Below are 18852 nucleotides of genomic sequence, written 5' to 3' on the forward strand. Positions count from 1 at the left end.
GAAATGGCGAAACCGATGACCAAGACCCAGCTGGTGGCTGCTCTGGCCGAAGAGATGGGCGCCGACAAAAAGACCGCGACCACCGCGCTGGACGCGATCACCGATATCATCACCAAGGAAGTGGCCGCCGGCGGCGCCGTGACCCTGCCCGGTGTCGGCAAGATCTACTGCCGCGAGCGCCCCGAGCGCATGGTGCGCAACCCCGCCACCGGCGAGCAGTTCAAGAAAGAGGCCGACAAGCAGGTCAAGATGACCATTGCCAAGGCTCTCAAGGACAGCGTGAACGGCTAATTTGCCTCCGCTGCCTGCAAGCACCAAGGGTCGCTCCGGCGGCCCTTTTTTCTTGTCCGTTTCCTGCCCGGATGTCAGGCGGTCTCTTCGGTCCAGACTTCGAACCCGGTAAGGGTGTTCTGCCCGAAGCTGTGGATCAGCGGCACATCCGCCGCGTCGCGCCCGCGCGCCACCAGCACCCGCCCGATGCGCGGCATCGAGGCATTGTTGCGCGGATCGAAAACCCACCAGGCGCCGCCCAGATAGACCTCCATCCAGGCCGAGAAATCCCCCGGCGGATAGGGCGGCGGCACGCCGATATCGCCCAGATAGCCGGTGCAGTAGCGCGCCGGGATGTTCATGCAGCGGCAGAGCGTGACGGCGAGATGGGTGAAATCGCGACAGACCCCGCGCCCCTCGGCATAGGTCTGCGAGGCGGTGCGGGTGGCGCGCGCATGCTCATAGCCGAAGGTGACATGCCGATGGGCGAAATCGCAGATCGCCTGCACCCGCCGGCTGCCCGAGGGCACCGCCTCGAAGAGCCGCCAGGCCTCGTCCGAGAGCAGGTCGGTGTCGCAATAGCGGCTGCCCAGCAGATAGGTCAGCGTGTCCTCCGGCAGCGCCTCCACCGGGGTCTGCGGCAGGTCGGGCGGCACCGGATCGGGCGCGCCCGTATCGTGCAGCACGCCGGAACTGCCGATGCTGAAGGCGCCGGCGGGGGCCACCAGCTTGGTGCACCAGTTGCCGAACCCGTCGCGATAGGCGGTCAGCGGCACCGACGGCGTGGTGACGACATAATCGGGGCGTTCGAGATCGCCGGCGCGCGAGTAATGCGCGCTGAGCAGGGCGATCATCGGCGTGGGCTGCGGCAGGTCGAGATGAAAGCGGCAGCCGAATTTGATGCGCATGACGCGTGGCCCTCCGGTTGGGGCGCTGGCGGCACCCGCCGCGCGCCCGTCCTCTCCCTCATAGGCCATGGCGCGGCATTTGTCGAAACATGGCTGCGGATCGGCGCCGGGTTTCGCGCATCGCAAAGCGGGCGGGCAAAAACTGCCCAGCGGCTCGGCACCTGCGCTTTCATCTTTCCGGAAAATACTCCCGCCGGAGGCGTCCCGGCCTTTCCGCCGCGCTCAGCCCAGGCTGGCGAGCGCCGCCTTCTGCCGCCCGTCTTCGGTGAAGTTCGCGGGCGCGAGCCAGGCCTCCAGCCGGGCTTTCACCTCGGGCCATTCCCGGTCGACGATCGAGAACCATGCGGTGTCGCGGTTGCGGCCCTTGACGATTACCGCCTGCCGGAAGGTGCCCTCGTATTTGAACCCCAGCCGCTGCGCCGCCCGACGCGACGGCGTGTTGAGCGCGTCGCATTTCCATTCGTAGCGGCGATACCCCAGCGTGTCGAAGGCGCGCGCCATCATCAGATACATGGCCTCGGTGGCGGCGGCGCTCTTCTGGAGCTTTGGCGCGTAGTGGATATTACCCACCTCGATCACCCCGTTGGCCGGGTCGATGCGCAGGTAGGAGCAAAAGCCCAGCGGCGTGCCGTCAGGATCGCAGATGGCGAAAAAGAGCGGATCCTCGCTCTGCGCCGCCTCTGCCGCCCAGCTCTCGGCCTCGGCGAGATCGGCAAAGGGGCCGCGCGGCAGATAGGTCCAGTTGCGCCCGTCGGTATCCTCGGCAAAGGCCTCGTAGAGCCCTGCCGCATGGGTGGGGCTCAGCGGTTCCAGCCGCACATAGCGCCCGTCGAGCGGTTCATGCGGCGGGCGGGGGCGCGGAAAAGACCCGTCGACCGGAAGGCCGACGGGCTGACCGAGATCGTTCATCCTGTTCTGGGACATGGGTCAGGCAAAGACTTTCGTAAGGCTCTGGTCCACCGCGTCGACGATCTGGTCGATATCGTCCTTCGTCGCGATCAGCGCAGGCGCAAAGCAGAGCGTGTTGTTGAGGCCGGGCACCGAGCGGTTGGTGGCCCCGATGATGACACCCGCGGCGTTGCAGCCCGCGACCACGGCGCCCACCTCTTTCTCCGAGACGGGCTCCTTGGTGGCGCGGTCGGCAACCAGTTCGGCACCGAGGAACAGACCCTTGCCGCGCACATCGCCGATCACGGCGTGCTTGTCCTTCAGCTCGGACAGGCGGTCGATCATGTAGTCCCCCATGGCAGTGGTGTTGTCGAGCAGCCCTTCATCTTCGATGATCCGCATGTTTTCAAGCGCCGCCGCCGGGCCGGCGGTGCAGCCGCCAAAGGTCGAAATGTCGCGGAAGTAGTTCATCGGATCGCTGGCATCGTCCTTGAAGAGATCGAAGACGCGCTCGGAGGTGACGCAGCAGGCGATGGCGGCATAGCCCGAGGCCACGCCCTTGGCCATGGTCACGAAATCCGGCTCGATGCCGTAATGCTGGTAGCCGAACCAGGTGCCGGTGCGACCGACGCCGCAGACCACCTCGTCGATATGCAGCAGCACGTCGTATTTGCGGCAGATCTCCTGCACCCGCTCCCAGTAGCCCGGGGGCGGCACGATCACGCCGCCGCCCGCCGTCACCGGCTCCAGGCAGATCGCCCCCACCGTGTCGGGCCCTTCGCGCAGGATCACCTCCTCGATGGCGTCAGCGGCGCGCTTGCCATAGGCCTCGCCCGTCAGATCCCACTGCGCGCGGTATTCCAGGCAATGCGGCACCTCGACAAAGCCGGGCGCGAAGGGGCCGTATTGCGCGTTGCGCTCCAGCTGCCCGCCCGCCGAGAGCGCGCCGATGGTGGTGCCGTGATAGTCGCGCTCGCGGTAGAGGATCTTGTGCTTCTTACCGCCATAGCGCTTGTGGGCGATCTGGCGGACCATCTTGAAGGCCTTCTCGTTCGCCTCGGAGCCGGAGTTGGTGTAATAGACCCGGCTCATGCCCGGCATCTTCTCGATCAGCTTCTCGGCAAAGAGCGCGCCGGGCACCGAGCCCAGGGCGCCGGCGAAATAGTTGAGCTTCAGCAGCTGTTCCGAGATCGCATCGACGATGGTCTTGCGGCCATAGCCCACATTCACTGTCCAGACCGCGCCGGACACGGCGTCGAGCGCCTCGCGCCCGTGCTGGTCCCAGACGCGCATGCCCTTGCCCTCGACGATAATGCGCGGGTCGGTGGTCTCGAACGCCTTGTGCTGCACCAGATGGTGCCAGACATGGGCCTTGTCCGCCTCGACAACGTGGCTGAGATCGTTTTGCGTGAGCGTGCCGTCCATCTTGATATCTCCCGGAAAAGCCTCTCCGGCGCGCGGGCCGGTCTGCGCGGGATGTTAGCACACGTATGGATGCCGGGCGCAACTCCCCAGCTATATGCCTGCGCGGCTTTTGCGCAGGGCTGCGGGGAAAACCGGCGCCGGGACAGCGCGGGGAGTCTGAAACGTCCGTGCGGGTGGCGGGTTATTCGCCGCCCGCGTCGGAGCCCGTCCCGTCGAACATCTGCATCAGTGCCGTCACCTGCCCGTCGAGCCAGAGCCGCAGCCCGTCGACCTGCGCGGCATAGGCGTCGAGCGCCGGCGCGATGCCGGGCATCATCTCGGAGAGCTTGGGGGTGGCGAGATAGAGCGCCACCGCGATGATGGCGAGCGCCAGAACCAGCCGGAAGCCGCTGGCGAAACCGCCACGCTTTGCGTCGTCTTCTTCCTCGATGGCGGCGCGGCCCTGCGGGGTTTCCATGCTGCGCCGCTCGGAGGAGGCGCGCAGGGTCTGGTTGATCTCTTCGATATCGGGCAGCAGTTCGCGGCGAGAACCGGCAGCGGCCGCCGCGGCGGCGGCTTCCGGCGCTTCGGGGGGCGTTTCTTCGGTCTCTTCCTCTTCGCCGCGCATCCGAGACATGCGCTCACGCGCCTCGCGGGAGCGGCGGGACGCCTCGTCTTCGGCGGGTTCGGAGAGGCCGAGCTCGGGCTGGCTTTCCAGCGAGCCGGCCTCTGCGGCGCGGCGGGCTGCCTCGCGCTGCGCCTCCTCGCGCAGCACCTCGGCCACGGACGGGTCGAGCCCGCGCGGGCGCGCGGCGGGCTGGGGCTCTGGCGCCTCTTCGGGCTCGGGCTCAGGTTCCGTTTCGGGGGCAGGCTGGGGCGCGGCCTCGGCGTCGGGAGGCAGGTCTGGCTCCGGTTCAGGCTCTGGCGCCCAGTGCTCGTCGGGCAGGGCACGGCCCAGCTCATCGGCCAGATCGGCGTCGTCGTCGGGATGGGCCTGAAACCATGTATGGCCGCAATTCGAGCACTGCACATCACGCCCGCCCTCGGGGATGACGTTGGCGGGCACTTCGTATTGAGCGCCACAATTCGGGCAAATCAGCCGCATCTGGCCCCATCTTCCTGCATGTGTTCGGGCGGTCCTTCTTGCAGGACAATAGGTTACCGCGATTGGCGGGGAAAGCCCATTTTCGGGCAGAGCGGCGGATTGCATATGCGGCGCGGCTCATGCACAACAGGGGCTGATTTCCCTGGGGTGCGCGCGCGTGATCGAGCTCGAAAATGTGGCCTATAGCTATGGCGGCGGGGAGCTTCTGTCCGATCTGTCGCTGCAACTGGGGGCGGGGTCGTTCCATTTCCTCACAGGCCCGTCCGGCGCGGGCAAGACGACACTGCTCAAGCTCTGCTACGGCGCGCTGCGCCCGACCTCGGGGCAGGTGCGGCTCTTCGGCAGCGATGTGACCCATATGGACCGCGACGCGATTGCGCTGTCGCGCCGCCGCGTCGGGGTGGTGCATCAGGATTGCCAGTTTCTCGATCACCTGCCGGTTGCCGAGAACGTGGCGCTGCCGCTGGCCGTCTCGGGGCAGGCGGTGCCGGGGCAGGACGAGAACCTGCGCGAGCTTCTCGCCTGGGTCGGGCTGACCGGGCGCGCCATGGCGCTGCCGCCGGAACTCTCGGGGGGCGAACGCCAGCGCGCGGCGCTGGCCCGCGCGGTGATCATGTCGCCCGAGGTGGTGCTGGCCGACGAGCCCACCGGCAATGTCGACTGGGAGATGTCGCAGCGGCTGCTGACGCTGCTGGTGGAGCTGAACCGCATGGGCAAGACCATCCTTATCGCCACCCATGACCTGCAACTGATCCGCGCCGCCAAGGCGCAGGTGCAGGCGCGGGTGCTGCGGATCTCCAACCGCCGGCTCCAGACTGCGGGGGCGGATCTTTGAAGCTCTCGCCCGCCACCTTCCGCGCGCTTGCACGGCGCGACAAGGCCGCCGACCGGGTGGTGCCGCCCACCGGCTTTACCGCGCGGCTGACGCTCTTTGTGGCGGCGGCGATGGCCTTTCTCGCGGTCTTCGCACTGGCGCTGTCGCTGGCCGCCGGGCGGCTCGCGGCCAACTGGGGCGACGAGCTGGCCCGCGCCTCCACCGTGCGGATCTCGGCCCCCGAGGGGCAGATGGCGGCGCAGACCGCCGCCGCGCTGCGGCTTCTGGAACAGACCACCGGTGTCGCCTCTGCCCGTGCGCTGAGCGAGGCCGAGCAGCAGGCGCTGCTCGAGCCCTGGTTCGGCCCGGATCTGCCGGTGGCCTCGCTGCCGGTGCCGCAGCTCATCGAGGTGATCGAGACCGATGCGGGCTACGATCCGGCGGGGCTGCGGCTGCGCTTGCAGGCCGAGGTGCCGGGCGCCGTGCTCGACGATCACGCGCGCTGGCGCAAGCCGCTGGTGGCGGCGGCGGCGCGGCTGAACATGCTGGGCTGGGTTTCGGCGCTGCTGATCGCCGCCACGGTGGGCGCGATGGTGACGCTGGCGGCCAATGCGGCGCTGGCGGCGAATGCGCAGGTCATCGCGGTGCTGCGGCTGGTGGGCGCCACCGATATCTACATCGCCCGCGCCTTTGTGCGCCGCTTTACCCTGCGCGCGCTTACCGGGGCTGCGGCGGGTACGGCGCTGGGCATCGTCGCGGTGCTACTGATGCCCGCCGGGGGCGAGACCGCCGGTTTCCTCACCGGGCTGGGCTTTCGCGGCTGGCACTGGCTGATTCCGCTGCTGGTGCCGCCGCTGGCGGCGGCGGTGGCCTTTATCGCCACGGCGGTGGCCGCGCGCCGCGTATTGGGAGGGTTGAGCTGATGGGCTATGCGATCCGGTGGCTGCGGTCGCTGATCTTTGTCGGGCAGATGTACGCCGCGATGGCGATCATTGGCATCCTGTTCTTCCCCTGGGCGCTGGTGTCGCGCCGGGGCGCGCGGATTGCTTGCGTCTTCTGGTGCCGCTGGTCGCGCTGGACCGCAGGCTGGATGGTCGGGCTGAAATCCGAGATCCGCGGCACGCCGCCGACAGATCAGGTGATCATCGCCTCCAAACATCAGAGCTTTTTCGACATCATCCTGATCTTCAGCGCCGTTCCGGCGGCGAAATTCATCATGAAGCGCGAGCTGCTCTGGATGCCGGTCTTCGGTCAGTATGCGCTGCGGATCGGCTGCGTGCCGGTGGATCGCGGCAAGCGCGGCGCCGCCATCTCCAAGATGCTGCGTGACGTCGAGCGTGGCGCGGCGGAGCCCGGGCAGCTCATCATCTATCCGCAGGGCACCCGCGTCGCACCGGGCGTCCACAAGCCCTACAAGGTTGGCGCGGCGCTGCTCTACGAGCAGACGGGCCAGCCCTGCGTGCCGGCGGCCACCAATGTCGGCGTGTTCTGGCCGCGCAAGGGCATCTACCGCAAGCCCGGCATCGCGGTGATGGAGTTTCTGCCGGTCATCGAGCCGGGTCTGTCCAAGACCGAATTCCTGAAACGGCTTGAACGCGAGGTGGAGACGGCGAGCGACGCGCTTTACGAGGAGGCGACAGGCCATGCGGCGGATTGAGGTTATCGCGGAGCTGGAAACGCTCTATGGCACGCCCGGCGGCGCCTCGCTGCGCAAGGTCGCACAGCGCATGACCCCGGCCTACCGGCGCTGGATCGCCGCCTCGCGCTTCTGCGTGGTCTCGACCGTGGGGCCGGAGGGCACGGACGGCACGCCGCGCGGCGATGACGGTCCGGTGGTGCTGGAGCTCGATCCCGGCACGCTGGCGCTGCCCGACTGGCGCGGCAACAACCGGCTCGATTCGCTGCGCAATATCGTGCGGGACGGGCGCATTTCGCTGATGTTCATGGTGCCGGGCGACACGCTTGTCGTGCGGGTGAACGGCACCGCCTGGCTCACCGACGATGCGGCGCTGCGCGCCCGGTTCGAGCACAAGGGCAAGCTGCCGGCCACGGTCGCGGTGATCGAGATCGCCGAGCTCTACGCACAATGCCCCAAGGCGCTGCTGCGCTCGGGGATCTGGGGGCGCGACGACAGCGCCGAGACGCCGAGCATGGGCGAGATCCTTGCCGAGATGACCAGCGGCGAGATCGAGGCCGGCGCCTGGGACCGCAGCTATCCCGAGCGGGCGAAGACGACGCTCTGGTAACCCGCGAAAACGTGAAAAGGGTTTGGGACGGGCCTTTGCCGTCGTCGCGTTACACTCGGGACAACCACAGTTCCGGAGTGACCCATGTCCGCAGATCGTCTCGAGACAACCCGCCGTGCCCTGCTTGCGGGCTTCGCCGCGTCCCCCATCGCCGCCTTCGGCATCGGGGTGTTTTCCAGCGCCGCGCGTGCCGAGGCACAATCCGCCGGGCTGATCACACCCAATGTCTGCATGGTCATGCCCGAGGTGACCGAGGGGCCCTATTACCTGGGTGAGGGGCTGGTGCGCAGCGATATTGCAGAGGATCGCGACGGCGTGCCGATGCGGCTGCGCATGCAGGTGGTGACGGCGTCCTGCGAGCCGGTGCCGGGCGCGCGGGTGGATGTCTGGCATTGTGACGCGGAAGGGAACTACTCGGGCTATGCGCGGCAGGGCAGCGACCGGCGCGCCGACACGCGGGGCGAGACCTTTCTGCGCGGCACGCAGATGACCGGGGGTGACGGGGTGGTGCACTTCGCGACCATCTATCCCGGCTGGTATCGCGGGCGCTCGACCCATATCCACTACAAGGTTTATCTCGACGATCGCTCGGTGCTGACCAGCCAGATCTTCTTTCCCGACGCGCTGAGCCAGGTGCTGTTCCGCACGCGCCCGCCCTATAATGCGCGGGGCGAGAGCGACACGAGGAACAGCGACGATTGGATCGCGCGACGTGCCGGCGAGGGGGCCTATGCAGCGGTGCGCGAAGAGCCCGGCGGGTATGACGCCGCGCTGGTGGTGGGGATCGACGCGAAGATGTGAGCGGCCTTTGCGCGAAGGCGGGTTGGAAACCGACCCTACGGGTGACGCGCGGTTGCGGTTGCAGGGCGGCAATTTCCTTCGAAGGAAATTGCAAAAGCCTTCGAAGGCTTTTGACGCGAAAGGCCCCCGCGGTTGCGCGGGGGCCTTTGCCTTGTCTCGGGGTCTTGGGGCTCAGACGTGGATCGGGCCGTCGCCGCAGGCCAGCGCCGCCTCGCGCACCGCTTCGGAATAGGTCGGGTGGGCGTGGCAGGTCAGCGCGAGATCCTCGGCGGAGGCGCCGAATTCCATCGCCACGCAGACCTCGTGGATCAGATCGCCGGCGCCCGGGCCGATGATATGCGCGCCGAGGATGCGGTCGGTTTCCTTGTCGGCGAGGATCTTGACGAAGCCTTCGCTGGCGAACATCGCCTTGGCGCGGGCATTGCCCATGAACGGGAACTTGCCCACCTTGTAGGCCTTGCCATCGTTCTTCAGCTCCTGCTCGGTGGCGCCGACCGAAGCAACCTCGGGCCAGGTGTAGATCACGCTGGGGATGACGCCGTAATTCACATGGCCGTGCTTGCCGGCAATCACCTCGGCGCAGGCCATGCCCTCGTCCTCGGCCTTATGCGCCAGCATCGGCCCGTCGATGGCGTCGCCGATGGCGTAGATGCCCTTCACATTGGTCTGCCAGTGGCCGTCGGTCTTGATCTGGCCGCGCTCGCTTACCGCGACGCCGAGCGTGTCGAGCCCCAGACCGTCGGTGAAGGGGCGGCGGCCGGTGGCGACCAGCACCACATCGGCCTCGACCTCATGCTCGCTGTCGTCCTTGCGCAGCTTGTAGGTGACCTTGGCCTTGGTCTTGGAGGCCTCGACCTTCTGCACCGCCGCGCCGAGGGTGAATTCCAGCCCCTGCTTGGTCAGCATCTTCTGGAAGCTGCGCTGCACCTCGGTGTCCATGCTGGGGGTGATCACGTCGAGGAACTCGATTACCGAGACCTCGGAGCCGAGGCGTTTGTAGACCGAGCCCAGTTCCAGCCCGATCACGCCGGCACCGATGACGACCATCTTCTTCGGCACTTTCGGCAGCTCCAGCGCTCCGGTGGAGCTGACCACGACCTTCTCGTCGATCTCGACGCCGGGCAGCGAGCTGGGCTCGGAGCCGCTGGCGACGATGATGTTCTTGGTTTCGTAGGTGTCGTCGCCGACCACCACCTTGCCGGCTTCGGGGATGCTGGCCCAGCCCTTGATCCAGTCGATCTTGTTCTTCTTGAAGAGGAACTCGATGCCCTTGGTGTTCTGGCCGATCACGTCGTCCTTGTAGGAGAGCATCTGTTTCCAGTCGACCGACGGCGCCTTGCCCTTCAGCCCCATGCTGGCGAAGTTGTGTTCGGCCTCGTGCAGCTGGTGGGAGGCATGCAGCAGCGCCTTCGACGGGATGCAGCCCACGTTGAGGCAGGTGCCGCCGAGGGTGTCACGGCCCTCGACGCAGGCGGTCTTGAGACCCAGCTGCGCGCAGCGGATGGCGGCGACATAGCCGCCCGGGCCCGCGCCGATCACGATGACGTCGTATTGTGCCATGGGATGTCCTTTCCTCTTTTGTTCGGGGAGGGGCCAGCCCCTCTGCGGCTGCGCCGCATTCACCCCGGGATATTTGGTGCCAATGGAAACGCTAGAAAAGCGCGGCGATCAGCAGAATTGTTGTTGCGAGCGGGCCAATGGCCCAGATGAGCGAGCGCCAGGGCGTCCAGGCGAAGAGATAGGCGGGCACATAGAGCACCCGGGCGATCAGGTAGATCAGCGCGCAGAGCACGGTGATCGCGCTGGTCTTGTCGGTATAGGTGACAAGCAGCGTGGCGATGGCGAAGAGCAGCAGCCCCTCGAAATGGTTGTTCATCGCCCGCTGGGCGCGGCCCGCATGGCCTGTGAGCGTGCGCGGCGCGTCGCGCGGCGAGGCGGCATAGTCGCGGCCCACCTGTTTCTGCGCCAGCACGGAGAAGAGCGCCATCTGGCCGATCTGCAACAGCGCGGCGAGGGCGAGGGCGGTGAGTTCGGGGGTCATCTGGCGCCACCCCTCCCGGGCTTGACCCGGGACCTCTCGCTCGGGTCATGGGGGTGACCCCGGAGCGCGGCCGGGCTGCGTGCCGCCTGTCGCGAGCGAGAGGTGCCGTGGTCCAGAGGAGGCGGAGCTTTTCCGCGGGTCCGTGCGGCGATGTTCTCGGCGGTGAGAAACTGCGCGCGATCTTGCCGGAAACGATCCTGACAGGCATGCTCCGCCCGCGCGATTTCCGGAACGGCGCGCCATTTCGCCAGCCGCTTCTTGAGTGCGGGCAGATAGGCGGCCATCTCGGGCGCTGCCGTTTCATTGATGTTTGCCATCCGATGCCAGTGGCTGCCGATGTGATACTTGGTATCTCCCTGCTTGCCCTGACCGTCGCCGCGGTGGTTCTTCATCATGAACGTATCCTCGGAGCGTACCCCATAGTGGAAAATCTGGGCCGTCTTCGCGCGCGTGGCGACGTCGTGCGGTCTGAAACGTGCCGATTTCGGCTGATACAGTGTGCCGTTGCGGAGCTCTTCGCCATCGGGTGATAGCACCAAGGGATCGGAGACCAGCGGATCGCGCGGATTGTGATCCGTCGCGCGACCGAAACTTGCCACCTTGAAGAGGCATTTGGATTTCGCCTTGCCCGGTTCCGGTGCGGTTTCGGCGCGCACATTGCACTCGATGACGAGATCGCCGGGATGCCATTCGGACAAGCCATTGTCGCCGAAGAGCCGCCAGGGGATCGGTACGACGTCGGCGTCGCGGGTTCGGGCGAGCAGGGCGGAGAGCCCGTGCGGAACGTAGAGAAACTCGTCCGAGTCGATGTGCAGGATATGGCTGAGGCCCTCGTCGCGGGCCAGACGCAGCACGATGTCCATGCCCCTGTTCTGCGGCGACCCGCCTGGCGGAACCGATTGCCGGATATGCCTGACGAGGCCATGCTCGGCAAGCAAATCGAGCAAAATGTCGGATTCGTCGGTGCAGTCATTGGTCACGATCACGATCTGCTCGAAACCCAGCGCGACATGATAGGCCAGCCATTCGAGCAGGAAGATCCCCTCGTTGCGCATGCAGGTGGCGAGTGCGATCCGGTGTGCCATCACGACCCGCCCGGTCGACCGCGCATAGACCGCACGTCCCCGGAAGGACGACGCCGATGGGCAAGGGGCAAAACAAACGGGGCTTGCATGAACATCGACCTGTGAACGGACTGTCTGGCTATCGGTATCGTACCGAGGAAGTTTGACCGTGCAGCCGCGTCCGCTCCGGAGCGGCTGCACGTTAGGCGATCTTTACAGATCCATCAGCAGCCGGCGCGGATCCTCCAGCGCTTCCTTGACGCGCACGAGGAAGGTCACGGCGCCCTTGCCGTCGACGATGCGGTGATCGTAGGAGAGCGCCAGATACATCATCGGGCGGATCTTGATCTCGCCATTGATGACCATCGGGCGGTCCTGGATCTTGTGCATGCCGAGGATGCCCGATTGCGGCGGGTTCAGGATCGGCGAGGACATCAGCGAGCCGTAGACGCCGCCGTTCGAGATCGTGAAGGTGCCGCCCTGCATCTCGGCCATGGAGAGCTTGCCGTCGCGGGCGCGCTTGCCCTTCTCGGCGATCTCCGCCTCAATCTCGGCAAAGCTCTTGGCGTCGACATCGCGCAGCACCGGAACGACCAGACCCTGCGGGGTGCCGGCGGCGATGCCCATATGCACGAAGTTCTTGTAGACCACGTCGGTGCCGTCGATCTCGGCGTTGACCTCGGGCACTTCCTTCAGCGCGTGGCAGCAGGCCTTGGTGAAGAAGGACATGAAGCCCAGACGCACGCCGTGCTTCTTCTCGAAGAGATCCTTGTACTGGTTCCGCAGCGCCATCACCTCGGTCATGTCCACCTCGTTATAGGTGGTGAGCATGGCGGCGGTGTTCTGCGCGTCCTTGAGGCGGCGCGCGATGGTCTGGCGCAGCCGGGTCATCTTGACGCGCTCTTCGCGGGCAGCATCCTCGGCCGGGCTCGGCGCGCGCTGCGCCTGGGCCGGAGCCGCCGCCGGGGCGGGGGCCGATTTCGCGGCGGAGATGGCGGCGGAGACATCCTCTTTCATGATGCGGCCGTCCTTGCCGGTGCCGGTGACCTGCTTGGGGTCGAGACCGGCTTCGGCCATGGCCTTCTTGGCCGACGGCGCATCCTCGACATCCTTGCCGCCGGAGGAGGCGGGGGCTTCGGCAGGAGCCTTGCTTTCCGCAGGCGCGGAGGCCGCGGCGCCGGCGCCGCCCGACATCACCGCCAGCTTGCCGCCGGCCTCGACCGTGGCGCCTTCCTCGGCGAGGATCTCGGTCAGCACACCGGAGGCGGGGGCGGGCACTTCGACCGACACCTTGTCGGTTTCCAGCTCGCAGAGCATCTCGTCCTGCTGCACCGCGTCGCCGACCTTCTTGAACCAGGTCGAGACGGTGGCCTCGGTCACCGATTCACCCAAGGTCGGCACCATCACGTCGACCGGGGTCGCGTCGTCAGACGACGGCTTGGCCTCGGGTTTGGTGGCGGAGGGGCGTTCCTCGACGGTGGTCGAGCCGGCTTCGCCCGCCGGAGCGATATTGGCCAGCAGGGCGTCGACGCCCACCGTGTCGCCTTCCTGTGCGACGATGTCTTCCAGGACACCTTCGACGGGAGAGGGAACCTCGACGGTCACCTTGTCGGTTTCCAGTTCGCACAGCATCTCGTCCACGTCGACACTGTCGCCCGGCTTCTTGAACCAGGTGGCAACGGTTGCCTCGGTCACGGATTCCCCGAGCGTGGGGACGCGCACTTCGGTCGTCATTGTCTTAATTCCCTTCGATGGTCAGCGCTTCGTTCACAAGCGCCTCTTGTTGTGCCTTGTGCTGGCTGGCCAGACCCGTCGCGGGCGAGGCCGAGGTGGCGCGACCGACATAGACCGGCCGCTTGTGGGTGGCGTCGATACGCCCCAGCACCCATTCGATATTGGGCTCGATGAAGGTCCAGGCACCCTGGTTCTTGGGCTCTTCCTGGCACCAGATCATCTCGGCGCCCTTGAAGCGTTCCAGCTCCTTGACCAGCGACAGCGCCGGGAAGGGGTAGAACTGCTCGATCCGCAGCAGATAGACGTCGTCGAGCCCGCGCGCGTCGCGCTCTTCCAGCAGGTCGTAATAGACCTTGCCGGAACACATCACCACGCGCTTGATCTCGGCATCCGGCTTCAGATTGGTCTCCGAATGCCCCTTCTCGGCGTCGTCCCACAGCACCCGGTGGAAGCTCGACCCGGTGGTGAAGGCCTCCGCATCCGAGACCGCCAGCTTGTGACGCAGCAGCGATTTCGGCGTCATCATGATCAGCGGCTTGCGGTAGGAGCGGTGCAGCTGCCGGCGCAGGATGTGGAAGTAGTTCGCCGGGGTCGAGCAGTTGGCGACGATCCAGTTGTCCTGACCGCACATTTGCAGGAAGCGCTCCAGACGGGCGGAGGAGTGCTCCGGCCCCTGGCCTTCGAAACCGTGCGGCAGCAGGCAGACGAGGCCCGACATGCGCAGCCACTTGCTTTCGCCCGAGGAGACGAACTGGTCGAACATGATCTGCGCGCCGTTGGCGAAATCGCCGAACTGCGCTTCCCAGAGTACCAGCGCGTTGGGCTCGGCCAGCGAATAGCCGTATTCAAAGCCGCAGACCGCGTATTCCGAAAGCGCCGAGTCGATCACCTCATAGCGGGCCTGACCCTCGCGGATATTGTTCAGCGGGTAGTAGCGGTCTTCGTTTTCCTGGTTGATCAGGCCGGAATGGCGCTGCGAGAAGGTGCCGCGCGTGCTGTCCTGGCCGGCCAGACGCACCGGATACCCCTCGGTCAGCAGCGAGCCGAAGGCGATGCTCTCGGCGGTCGCCCAGTCGAAGCCGTGACCGCTCTCGAACATCTTCTTGCGGTGATCGAGGAAGCGGCCCACGGTCTTGTGCAGCGGGAAGCCCTCGGGAACGGTGGTGAGGCCGGTGCCGATCTCTGCCAGCGTCTCGGGTTTGATCGCGGTTTCGCCGCGCTGGTAATTGCCCTCTTTCTGCTTGTCGAGATGCGACCAGCGCCCGTCCAGCCAATCGGCCTTGTTCGGCTTGTAGGTCTTGCCGGCTTCGAACTCTTCGTTGAGATGCGCTTGGAAGGCGGCCTTCATGTCCTCGATTTCGCCCTCGGGGATCAGACCGTCCTTGACCAGCCGCTCGGTATAGAGCGTCAGCGTGGTCTTGTGGCTCTTGATCTGCTTGTACATCACCGGGTTGGTGAACATGGGCTCGTCGCCCTCGTTGTGACCGAAGCGGCGGTAGCAGAACATGTCGATGACCACGTCCTTGCCGAATTTCTGGCGGAACTCGGTGGCCACCTTGGCGGCATGCACCACGGCCTCCGGGTCGTCGCCATTGACGTGGAAGATCGGCGCCTCGACCACCAGCGCGTTGTCGGTGGGGTAGGGGGAGGAGCGCGAGAAATGCGGCGCGGTGGTAAAGCCGATCTGGTTGTTCACCACGATATGGATCGTGCCGCCGGTGCGATGGCCGCGCAGGCCCGAAAGCGCAAAGCACTCGGCCACGACGCCCTGGCCGGCAAAGGCCGCATCGCCGTGCAGCAGGATCGACAGCACCGCGCGGCGCTCGGTGTCGCCGAGCTGGTCCTGCTTCGCGCGGACCTTGCCGAGCACAACCGGGTTCACCGCCTCAAGGTGCGAGGGGTTCGCGGTGAGCGACAGGTGGACGGTGTTGCCGTCGAACTCGCGGTCCGAGGAGGCGCCGAGGTGATATTTCACGTCGCCCGAGCCGTCCACGTCGTCAGGCTTGAAGCTGCCGCCCTGGAACTCGTTGAAGATCGCGCGGTAGGGCTTGTTCATCACGTTGGCCAGCACCGAGAGGCGGCCACGGTGGGGCATGCCGACCACGACCTCTTTCAGGCCGAGATTGCCGCCGCGCTTGATGATCTGCTCCATCGCCGGGATCAGCGATTCACCGCCATCAAGACCGAAGCGCTTGGTGCCCATGTATTTCACATGGAGGAATTTCTCGAAGCCCTCGGCCTCCACCATCTTGTTGAGGATCGCCTTGCGGCCCTCGCGGGTGAACTTCACCTCCTTGCCGTAGCCTTCGATCCGCTCCTTGAGCCAGGCCGATTGCTCGGGGTCAGAGATGTGCATGTATTGCAGCGCGAAGGTGCCGCAATAGGTGCGCTTGAGCACGCCCATGATCTCGCGCATCGAGGCGATCTGGAGCCCCAGCACGTTGTCGATGAAGATCGGCCGGTCCATGTCGGCCTCGGTGAAGCCGTAGGCCTTGGGGTCGAGCTCGGGATGCGCGTCGCGGCCATGCAGGCCCAGCGGGTCGAGATCGGCGGCGAGGTGGCCGCGGATCCGGTGGGCGCGGATGATCATCAGCGCGCGGATCGAGTCGAGCACGGCGCGTTTCACCTGGTCGTCGGTGAGGCTCACGCCCTTTTCGGCGGCCTTGTCTGCGATCTTCTTGCCGGCGCCTTTCGCCTCGGCGGGCGCGACGGGCAGCGGCCACTCGCCGGTGATCGCGGCGGTCAGGTCGTCATTCGGGCTCGGCGGCCAGTCGGCGCGCTCCCACGAGGCGCCCTGCGCCTCCTTCTTCACGCTGGTCTCGTCATCGCCCAGGGCGTTGAAGAACTCGGCCCAGGCCGCATCGACCGCGTTCGGGTCGTTGGCGTAGCGGGCGTACATCTGTTCGAGATATTCCGCGTTCGCCCCCTGCATGAAGCTTGAGGCATGAAACTGGTCGTTCGGGCTTTGGTCCGTCATGGCGTCCTCTGATCTTCTCCGGCCGGAGTGTCTGCGTAACCAGCGTAATCGAACAGCCATCCGTAGATCTTTTTAATGCTGTTCGCGGTTTTGTTATCGTAATAATCGGCCACGGCGAGGCCGCAGCGCATATTGCCTGTGCGTTTCGTGACCGGCAGCCGGTCGCGCTCGAAGGGCAGGTCGAGCGTATCGCACACGGTCTTTAGATCGTCTTCCATCGCTTCTTGACGCACCAGCAGCTGGGGCACGAACTGCCCCCTGTCAAACACGACGACATCGCTCGACCGCCACTTTTGTGTGCGCACGGCCTTGCGGAAGGCGGCGACATGGGCGTCGGGATCGTCGGGCAGGGAGGTGCCGCGCGTCTCGTTGCGGAAATAGAATTGCGACACCGCGAGATCGAACGGATTCCGGACCGTCGCGATCTTGCGGTAGGAGCGCCAGGCGTCTTCGCCGATCTGCGTGCGGACGTCGCTGGCGGGCATGTGGTTGTACCACACGAGGTCGAGCGCGTTGCGCTCCGCTTCGGGAATGCGGCGCCGCCCCACGATATAGTGCGGCGTCACAAGGGCATGCGTCTTCTCGACCGGCGGGCCGTCATTGGCCGCACAGAGCGATTGCAGGAACATTTCGACGGATGTTCCCGCGGTCTTCCGCGTTTTCAGGAAGACGAACCGCTTATCGTGGCACACCAGGACCATGGGTCGCGCTACACCCTTCCCGATACGGTTGCGGCCATGCGATCGGCACAAACCCTGTGTGCGGCGCCGGCGGCCTGGAGAAACTCTGTGGGGCGTTGATCTTGCATCGGTTCGACTCGCTGGGCTGGATCTAAACGGACTTTGCATGATCGGTTTCGGCGGGGACGCCGGCATAGCCGAAGCGTTCGTAATCCTCGGCATAGACGTCTTGTATCTGGGCGACCAGATCGGGCGCAAGGAACGCGGCGGGCGCAGGCTTGTCGCCTCCGGCCTTGGCGCGGACATTCTGCGGGGTAATGGTCCGAGGACCGGTCTCGGCGCCCTCGAGCGCGTCGAGATATCCCACGATCCGGTCCAGCCCGTCCTCGAGACGAAAGACCTTTGCATCTGGCGGGACGATTTTGGACTGCGGAACGAGATGGTTGTCGTCGAAGTAGTTTCCGGCCTTCAGACCCGGCAGGCGCAGGCGGAACCAATCCTCGAAACTGCGGTCGGCGGGGATCGTCTTTAGCGCTTCACGCTGGAAGTGATAGGCGCTTTTCAGGCGTGCCAGCGGGTCGCGCACAACGGCAAAGGACGTCTCGATCCAGTCGCGGGGCACCAGCTGATAAAGATCGCGCCAGCGAATGTGCTGGGGCGAGGTCCGGGTCCAGCGCTTGGCCTCGGGGAGCGCTCCGAAGGTGCCGTTGAAAAAGCCCAACTGCCCGAAGCGTGCGACAAGATAATGGTCCACAGATGAGCCTCCCGCCTTGGGGACGTGCGCATAGTAGTGAAGGCGGTTGTCGATCCGAAAAAGCGGCATGGATCACCAGTTCTTTTGGAGGCTCGCAAGACCCCGGAATTGGGGGGCTGCCCCGCCCTGCCGGCGGAGCAGCCAGAGGATTTATCCTTTGGAGATCGCCGCCATGACGGCCTCGCCGAGCGTGGCGGGGCTGTCGGCAACGACGATACCGGCGGATTTCATCGCTTCGATTTTCGACTCCGCGTCGCCCTTACCACCGGCGACGATGGCGCCGGCATGGCCCATGCGGCGGCCCGGAGGGGCGGTGCGGCCTGCGATGAACCCGGCGGTCGGCTTCCAGCGGCCCTTTTTCTTCTGCTCGGCGAGGAACTCGGCTGCTTCCTCTTCAGCGGAACCGCCGATTTCACCGATCATGATGATGGATTCGGTCTCGTCATCGTCGAGGAACATGTCGAGCACGTCGATATGCTCGGTGCCCTTGATCGGGTCACCGCCGATGCCGACGGCCGAGGACTGGCCGAGGCCCAGATCGGTGGTCTGCTTCACGGCCTCATAGGTCAGCGTGCCCGAGCGGGACACGACGCCCACCTTGCCGCGCTTGTGGATGTGGCCGGGCATGATGCCGATCTTGCAGGCGTCGGGCGTGATGACACCGGGGCAGTTCGGGCCGATCAGGCGGCAGGGGCTGTCGATCAGCGCGCGCTTCACCTTCATCATGTCGAGCACCGGGATACCCTCGGTGATGCAGACGATGAGCGGGATCTCGGCGTCGATGGCTTCGAGGATCGAATCCGCGGCGAAGGGCGGCGGGACGTAGATCACCGAGGCGTTGGCTTCGGTCACATGCACGGCCTCGTGGACCGAGTTGAAGACCGGCAGGCCGAGATGCTCGGTGCCGCCTTTGCCGGGGGTCACGCCGCCGACCATCTTGGTGCCGTAGGCGATGGCCTGTTCGGAATGGAAGGTGCCCTGCGAGCCGGTGAAGCCCTGACAGATGACTTTGGTATTTGCGTCTACGAGGACTGCCATTTTTGGCGTTCTCCTTATTGGGCCGCAGTGTTGCGGCGCACGTTTCGTACCGGCGCGGCGAAACGCTTGCCGGTGACATGAAAAGACAGCGCACCGCCCGTGCGGGCGCGCTGCCGTGCAAATCTTGC

At 66.1% G+C, this 18852-nt stretch carries 18 protein-coding genes; 6 read left to right on the top strand and 12 right to left on the bottom strand.

Annotated elements, in window-relative coordinates; translation table 11 throughout:
- Nucleotides 1–3 precede the first annotated feature (3 nt).
- The gene (locus Ga0080574_RS15800; protein ID WP_076701683.1) at nt 4–291 is read left to right on the top strand and encodes an HU family DNA-binding protein; all 288 of its coding nucleotides are present in this window, start codon (nt 4–6) and stop codon (nt 289–291) included.
- 74 nt (nt 292–365) lie between these two features.
- Here the strand turns inward: Ga0080574_RS15800 and Ga0080574_RS15805 are convergent, their stop codons facing one another.
- From Ga0080574_RS15805 to Ga0080574_RS15820, 4 genes are all read right to left on the bottom strand, one after another.
- Nucleotides 366–1178: a transglutaminase-like domain-containing protein gene (locus tag Ga0080574_RS15805; RefSeq protein ID WP_076701687.1), complete on the bottom strand. Its 813-nt coding sequence runs from the start codon at nt 1176–1178 to the stop codon at nt 366–368.
- Between the two features lie 222 nt (nt 1179–1400).
- A complete protein-coding gene (locus Ga0080574_RS15810) occupies nt 1401–2102 on the bottom strand; it encodes a GNAT family N-acetyltransferase (protein WP_076701691.1) in 702 nt (233 codons plus the stop codon).
- Nucleotides 2103–2105: 3 nt separating this feature from the next.
- Nucleotides 2106–3491 (bottom strand): aminotransferase family protein, encoded by a 1386-nt coding sequence (locus tag Ga0080574_RS15815; protein WP_076701695.1) that lies wholly within the window; start codon nt 3489–3491, stop codon nt 2106–2108.
- 181 nt (nt 3492–3672) lie between these two features.
- The gene (locus Ga0080574_RS15820) at nt 3673–4575 is read right to left on the bottom strand and encodes a zinc-ribbon domain-containing protein (protein ID WP_076701699.1); all 903 of its coding nucleotides are present in this window, start codon (nt 4573–4575) and stop codon (nt 3673–3675) included.
- A gap of 157 nt (nt 4576–4732) precedes the next feature.
- On the opposite strand from Ga0080574_RS15820, the gene Ga0080574_RS15825 reads away from it, so the two are divergent.
- From Ga0080574_RS15825 to Ga0080574_RS15845, 5 genes are all read left to right on the top strand, one after another.
- Nucleotides 4733–5410 (top strand): cell division ATP-binding protein FtsE, encoded by a 678-nt coding sequence (locus Ga0080574_RS15825; RefSeq protein ID WP_076701703.1) that lies wholly within the window; start codon nt 4733–4735, stop codon nt 5408–5410.
- Complete coding sequence (locus Ga0080574_RS15830) at nt 5407–6312, top strand: cell division protein FtsX (RefSeq protein WP_076701706.1); 906 nt, start codon at nt 5407–5409, stop codon at nt 6310–6312. The genes Ga0080574_RS15825 and Ga0080574_RS15830 overlap by 4 nt, the downstream gene beginning before the upstream one ends.
- Nucleotides 6312–7046, top strand: coding sequence for a lysophospholipid acyltransferase family protein (locus Ga0080574_RS15835; RefSeq protein WP_076701710.1), 735 nt, complete (start codon nt 6312–6314; stop codon nt 7044–7046). The genes Ga0080574_RS15830 and Ga0080574_RS15835 overlap by 1 nt, the downstream gene beginning before the upstream one ends.
- A complete protein-coding gene (locus Ga0080574_RS15840) occupies nt 7033–7635 on the top strand; it encodes a pyridoxamine 5'-phosphate oxidase family protein (RefSeq protein WP_076701714.1) in 603 nt (200 codons plus the stop codon). Before Ga0080574_RS15835 ends, Ga0080574_RS15840 begins: the two co-directional genes overlap by 14 nt.
- 84 nt (nt 7636–7719) lie before the next feature.
- Nucleotides 7720–8436: an intradiol ring-cleavage dioxygenase gene (locus tag Ga0080574_RS15845; RefSeq protein ID WP_076701717.1), complete on the top strand. Its 717-nt coding sequence runs from the start codon at nt 7720–7722 to the stop codon at nt 8434–8436.
- A 171-nt stretch (nt 8437–8607) separates the two neighbouring features.
- Here Ga0080574_RS15845 and lpdA read toward each other — a convergent pair whose 3' ends face one another.
- The 8 genes from lpdA to sucD form a co-directional block, all read right to left on the bottom strand.
- A complete protein-coding gene (gene lpdA, locus Ga0080574_RS15850; protein WP_076701722.1) occupies nt 8608–9996 on the bottom strand; it encodes a dihydrolipoyl dehydrogenase in 1389 nt (462 codons plus the stop codon).
- A 91-nt stretch (nt 9997–10087) separates the two neighbouring features.
- The gene (locus Ga0080574_RS15855) at nt 10088–10477 is read right to left on the bottom strand and encodes an MAPEG family protein (RefSeq protein ID WP_076701727.1); all 390 of its coding nucleotides are present in this window, start codon (nt 10475–10477) and stop codon (nt 10088–10090) included.
- Nucleotides 10474–11562 (bottom strand): glycosyltransferase family 2 protein, encoded by a 1089-nt coding sequence (locus Ga0080574_RS15860; RefSeq protein ID WP_076701731.1) that lies wholly within the window; start codon nt 11560–11562, stop codon nt 10474–10476. The genes Ga0080574_RS15855 and Ga0080574_RS15860 overlap by 4 nt, the downstream gene beginning before the upstream one ends.
- Before the next feature lie 192 nt (nt 11563–11754).
- The gene (gene odhB / locus Ga0080574_RS15865; RefSeq protein ID WP_076701736.1) at nt 11755–13275 is read right to left on the bottom strand and encodes a 2-oxoglutarate dehydrogenase complex dihydrolipoyllysine-residue succinyltransferase; all 1521 of its coding nucleotides are present in this window, start codon (nt 13273–13275) and stop codon (nt 11755–11757) included.
- 4 nt (nt 13276–13279) lie between these two features.
- Nucleotides 13280–16252, bottom strand: coding sequence for a 2-oxoglutarate dehydrogenase E1 component (locus Ga0080574_RS15870; RefSeq protein ID WP_076701741.1), 2973 nt, complete (start codon nt 16250–16252; stop codon nt 13280–13282).
- On the bottom strand, nt 16249–16881 hold the full coding sequence (locus tag Ga0080574_RS15875) for a hypothetical protein (protein ID WP_380658748.1): 633 nt from the start codon (nt 16879–16881) through the stop codon (nt 16249–16251). Before Ga0080574_RS15875 ends, Ga0080574_RS15870 begins: the two co-directional genes overlap by 4 nt.
- Before the next feature lie 202 nt (nt 16882–17083).
- On the bottom strand, nt 17084–17755 hold the full coding sequence (locus Ga0080574_RS15880) for a sulfotransferase family 2 domain-containing protein (RefSeq protein ID WP_076701748.1): 672 nt from the start codon (nt 17753–17755) through the stop codon (nt 17084–17086).
- Between the two features lie 81 nt (nt 17756–17836).
- Nucleotides 17837–18724 carry a succinate--CoA ligase subunit alpha gene (gene sucD, locus Ga0080574_RS15885; protein ID WP_076701750.1) on the bottom strand — a complete coding sequence of 296 codons (888 nt, stop codon included), beginning with the start codon at nt 18722–18724 and terminating at the stop codon, nt 17837–17839.
- Nucleotides 18725–18852: the final 128 nt, after the last annotated feature.

Origin of the sequence: Salipiger abyssi, from assembly GCF_001975705.1 — a bacterium.
Taxonomy (GTDB): domain Bacteria; phylum Pseudomonadota; class Alphaproteobacteria; order Rhodobacterales; family Rhodobacteraceae; genus Salipiger; species Salipiger abyssi.

What these genes read in the sequence shown, in the direction of transcription:
- Ga0080574_RS15800 (WP_076701683.1), top strand. Translation starts at nt 4, where the DNA reads ATGGCGAAACCGATGACCAAGACCCAGCTGGTGGCTGCTCTGGCCGAA.
- Ga0080574_RS15805 (WP_076701687.1), bottom strand. Translation starts at nt 1,178, where the DNA reads ATGCGCATCAAATTCGGCTGCCGCTTTCATCTCGACCTGCCGCAGCCC.
- Ga0080574_RS15810 (WP_076701691.1), bottom strand. Translation starts at nt 2,102, where the DNA reads ATGTCCCAGAACAGGATGAACGATCTCGGTCAGCCCGTCGGCCTTCCG.
- Ga0080574_RS15815 (WP_076701695.1), bottom strand. Translation starts at nt 3,491, where the DNA reads ATGGACGGCACGCTCACGCAAAACGATCTCAGCCACGTTGTCGAGGCG.
- Ga0080574_RS15820 (WP_076701699.1), bottom strand. Translation starts at nt 4,575, where the DNA reads ATGCGGCTGATTTGCCCGAATTGTGGCGCTCAATACGAAGTGCCCGCC.
- Ga0080574_RS15835 (WP_076701710.1), top strand. Translation starts at nt 6,312, where the DNA reads ATGGGCTATGCGATCCGGTGGCTGCGGTCGCTGATCTTTGTCGGGCAG.
- Ga0080574_RS15840 (WP_076701714.1), top strand. Translation starts at nt 7,033, where the DNA reads ATGCGGCGGATTGAGGTTATCGCGGAGCTGGAAACGCTCTATGGCACG.
- Ga0080574_RS15845 (WP_076701717.1), top strand. Translation starts at nt 7,720, where the DNA reads ATGTCCGCAGATCGTCTCGAGACAACCCGCCGTGCCCTGCTTGCGGGC.
- lpdA (WP_076701722.1), bottom strand. Translation starts at nt 9,996, where the DNA reads ATGGCACAATACGACGTCATCGTGATCGGCGCGGGCCCGGGCGGCTAT.
- Ga0080574_RS15855 (WP_076701727.1), bottom strand. Translation starts at nt 10,477, where the DNA reads ATGACCCCCGAACTCACCGCCCTCGCCCTCGCCGCGCTGTTGCAGATC.
- Ga0080574_RS15860 (WP_076701731.1), bottom strand. Translation starts at nt 11,562, where the DNA reads ATGGCACACCGGATCGCACTCGCCACCTGCATGCGCAACGAGGGGATC.
- odhB (WP_076701736.1), bottom strand. Translation starts at nt 13,275, where the DNA reads ATGACGACCGAAGTGCGCGTCCCCACGCTCGGGGAATCCGTGACCGAG.
- Ga0080574_RS15870 (WP_076701741.1), bottom strand. Translation starts at nt 16,252, where the DNA reads ATGACGGACCAAAGCCCGAACGACCAGTTTCATGCCTCAAGCTTCATG.
- Ga0080574_RS15875 (WP_380658748.1), bottom strand. Translation starts at nt 16,881, where the DNA reads ATGTTCCTGCAATCGCTCTGTGCGGCCAATGACGGCCCGCCGGTCGAG.
- Ga0080574_RS15880 (WP_076701748.1), bottom strand. Translation starts at nt 17,755, where the DNA reads ATGCCGCTTTTTCGGATCGACAACCGCCTTCACTACTATGCGCACGTC.
- sucD (WP_076701750.1), bottom strand. Translation starts at nt 18,724, where the DNA reads ATGGCAGTCCTCGTAGACGCAAATACCAAAGTCATCTGTCAGGGCTTC.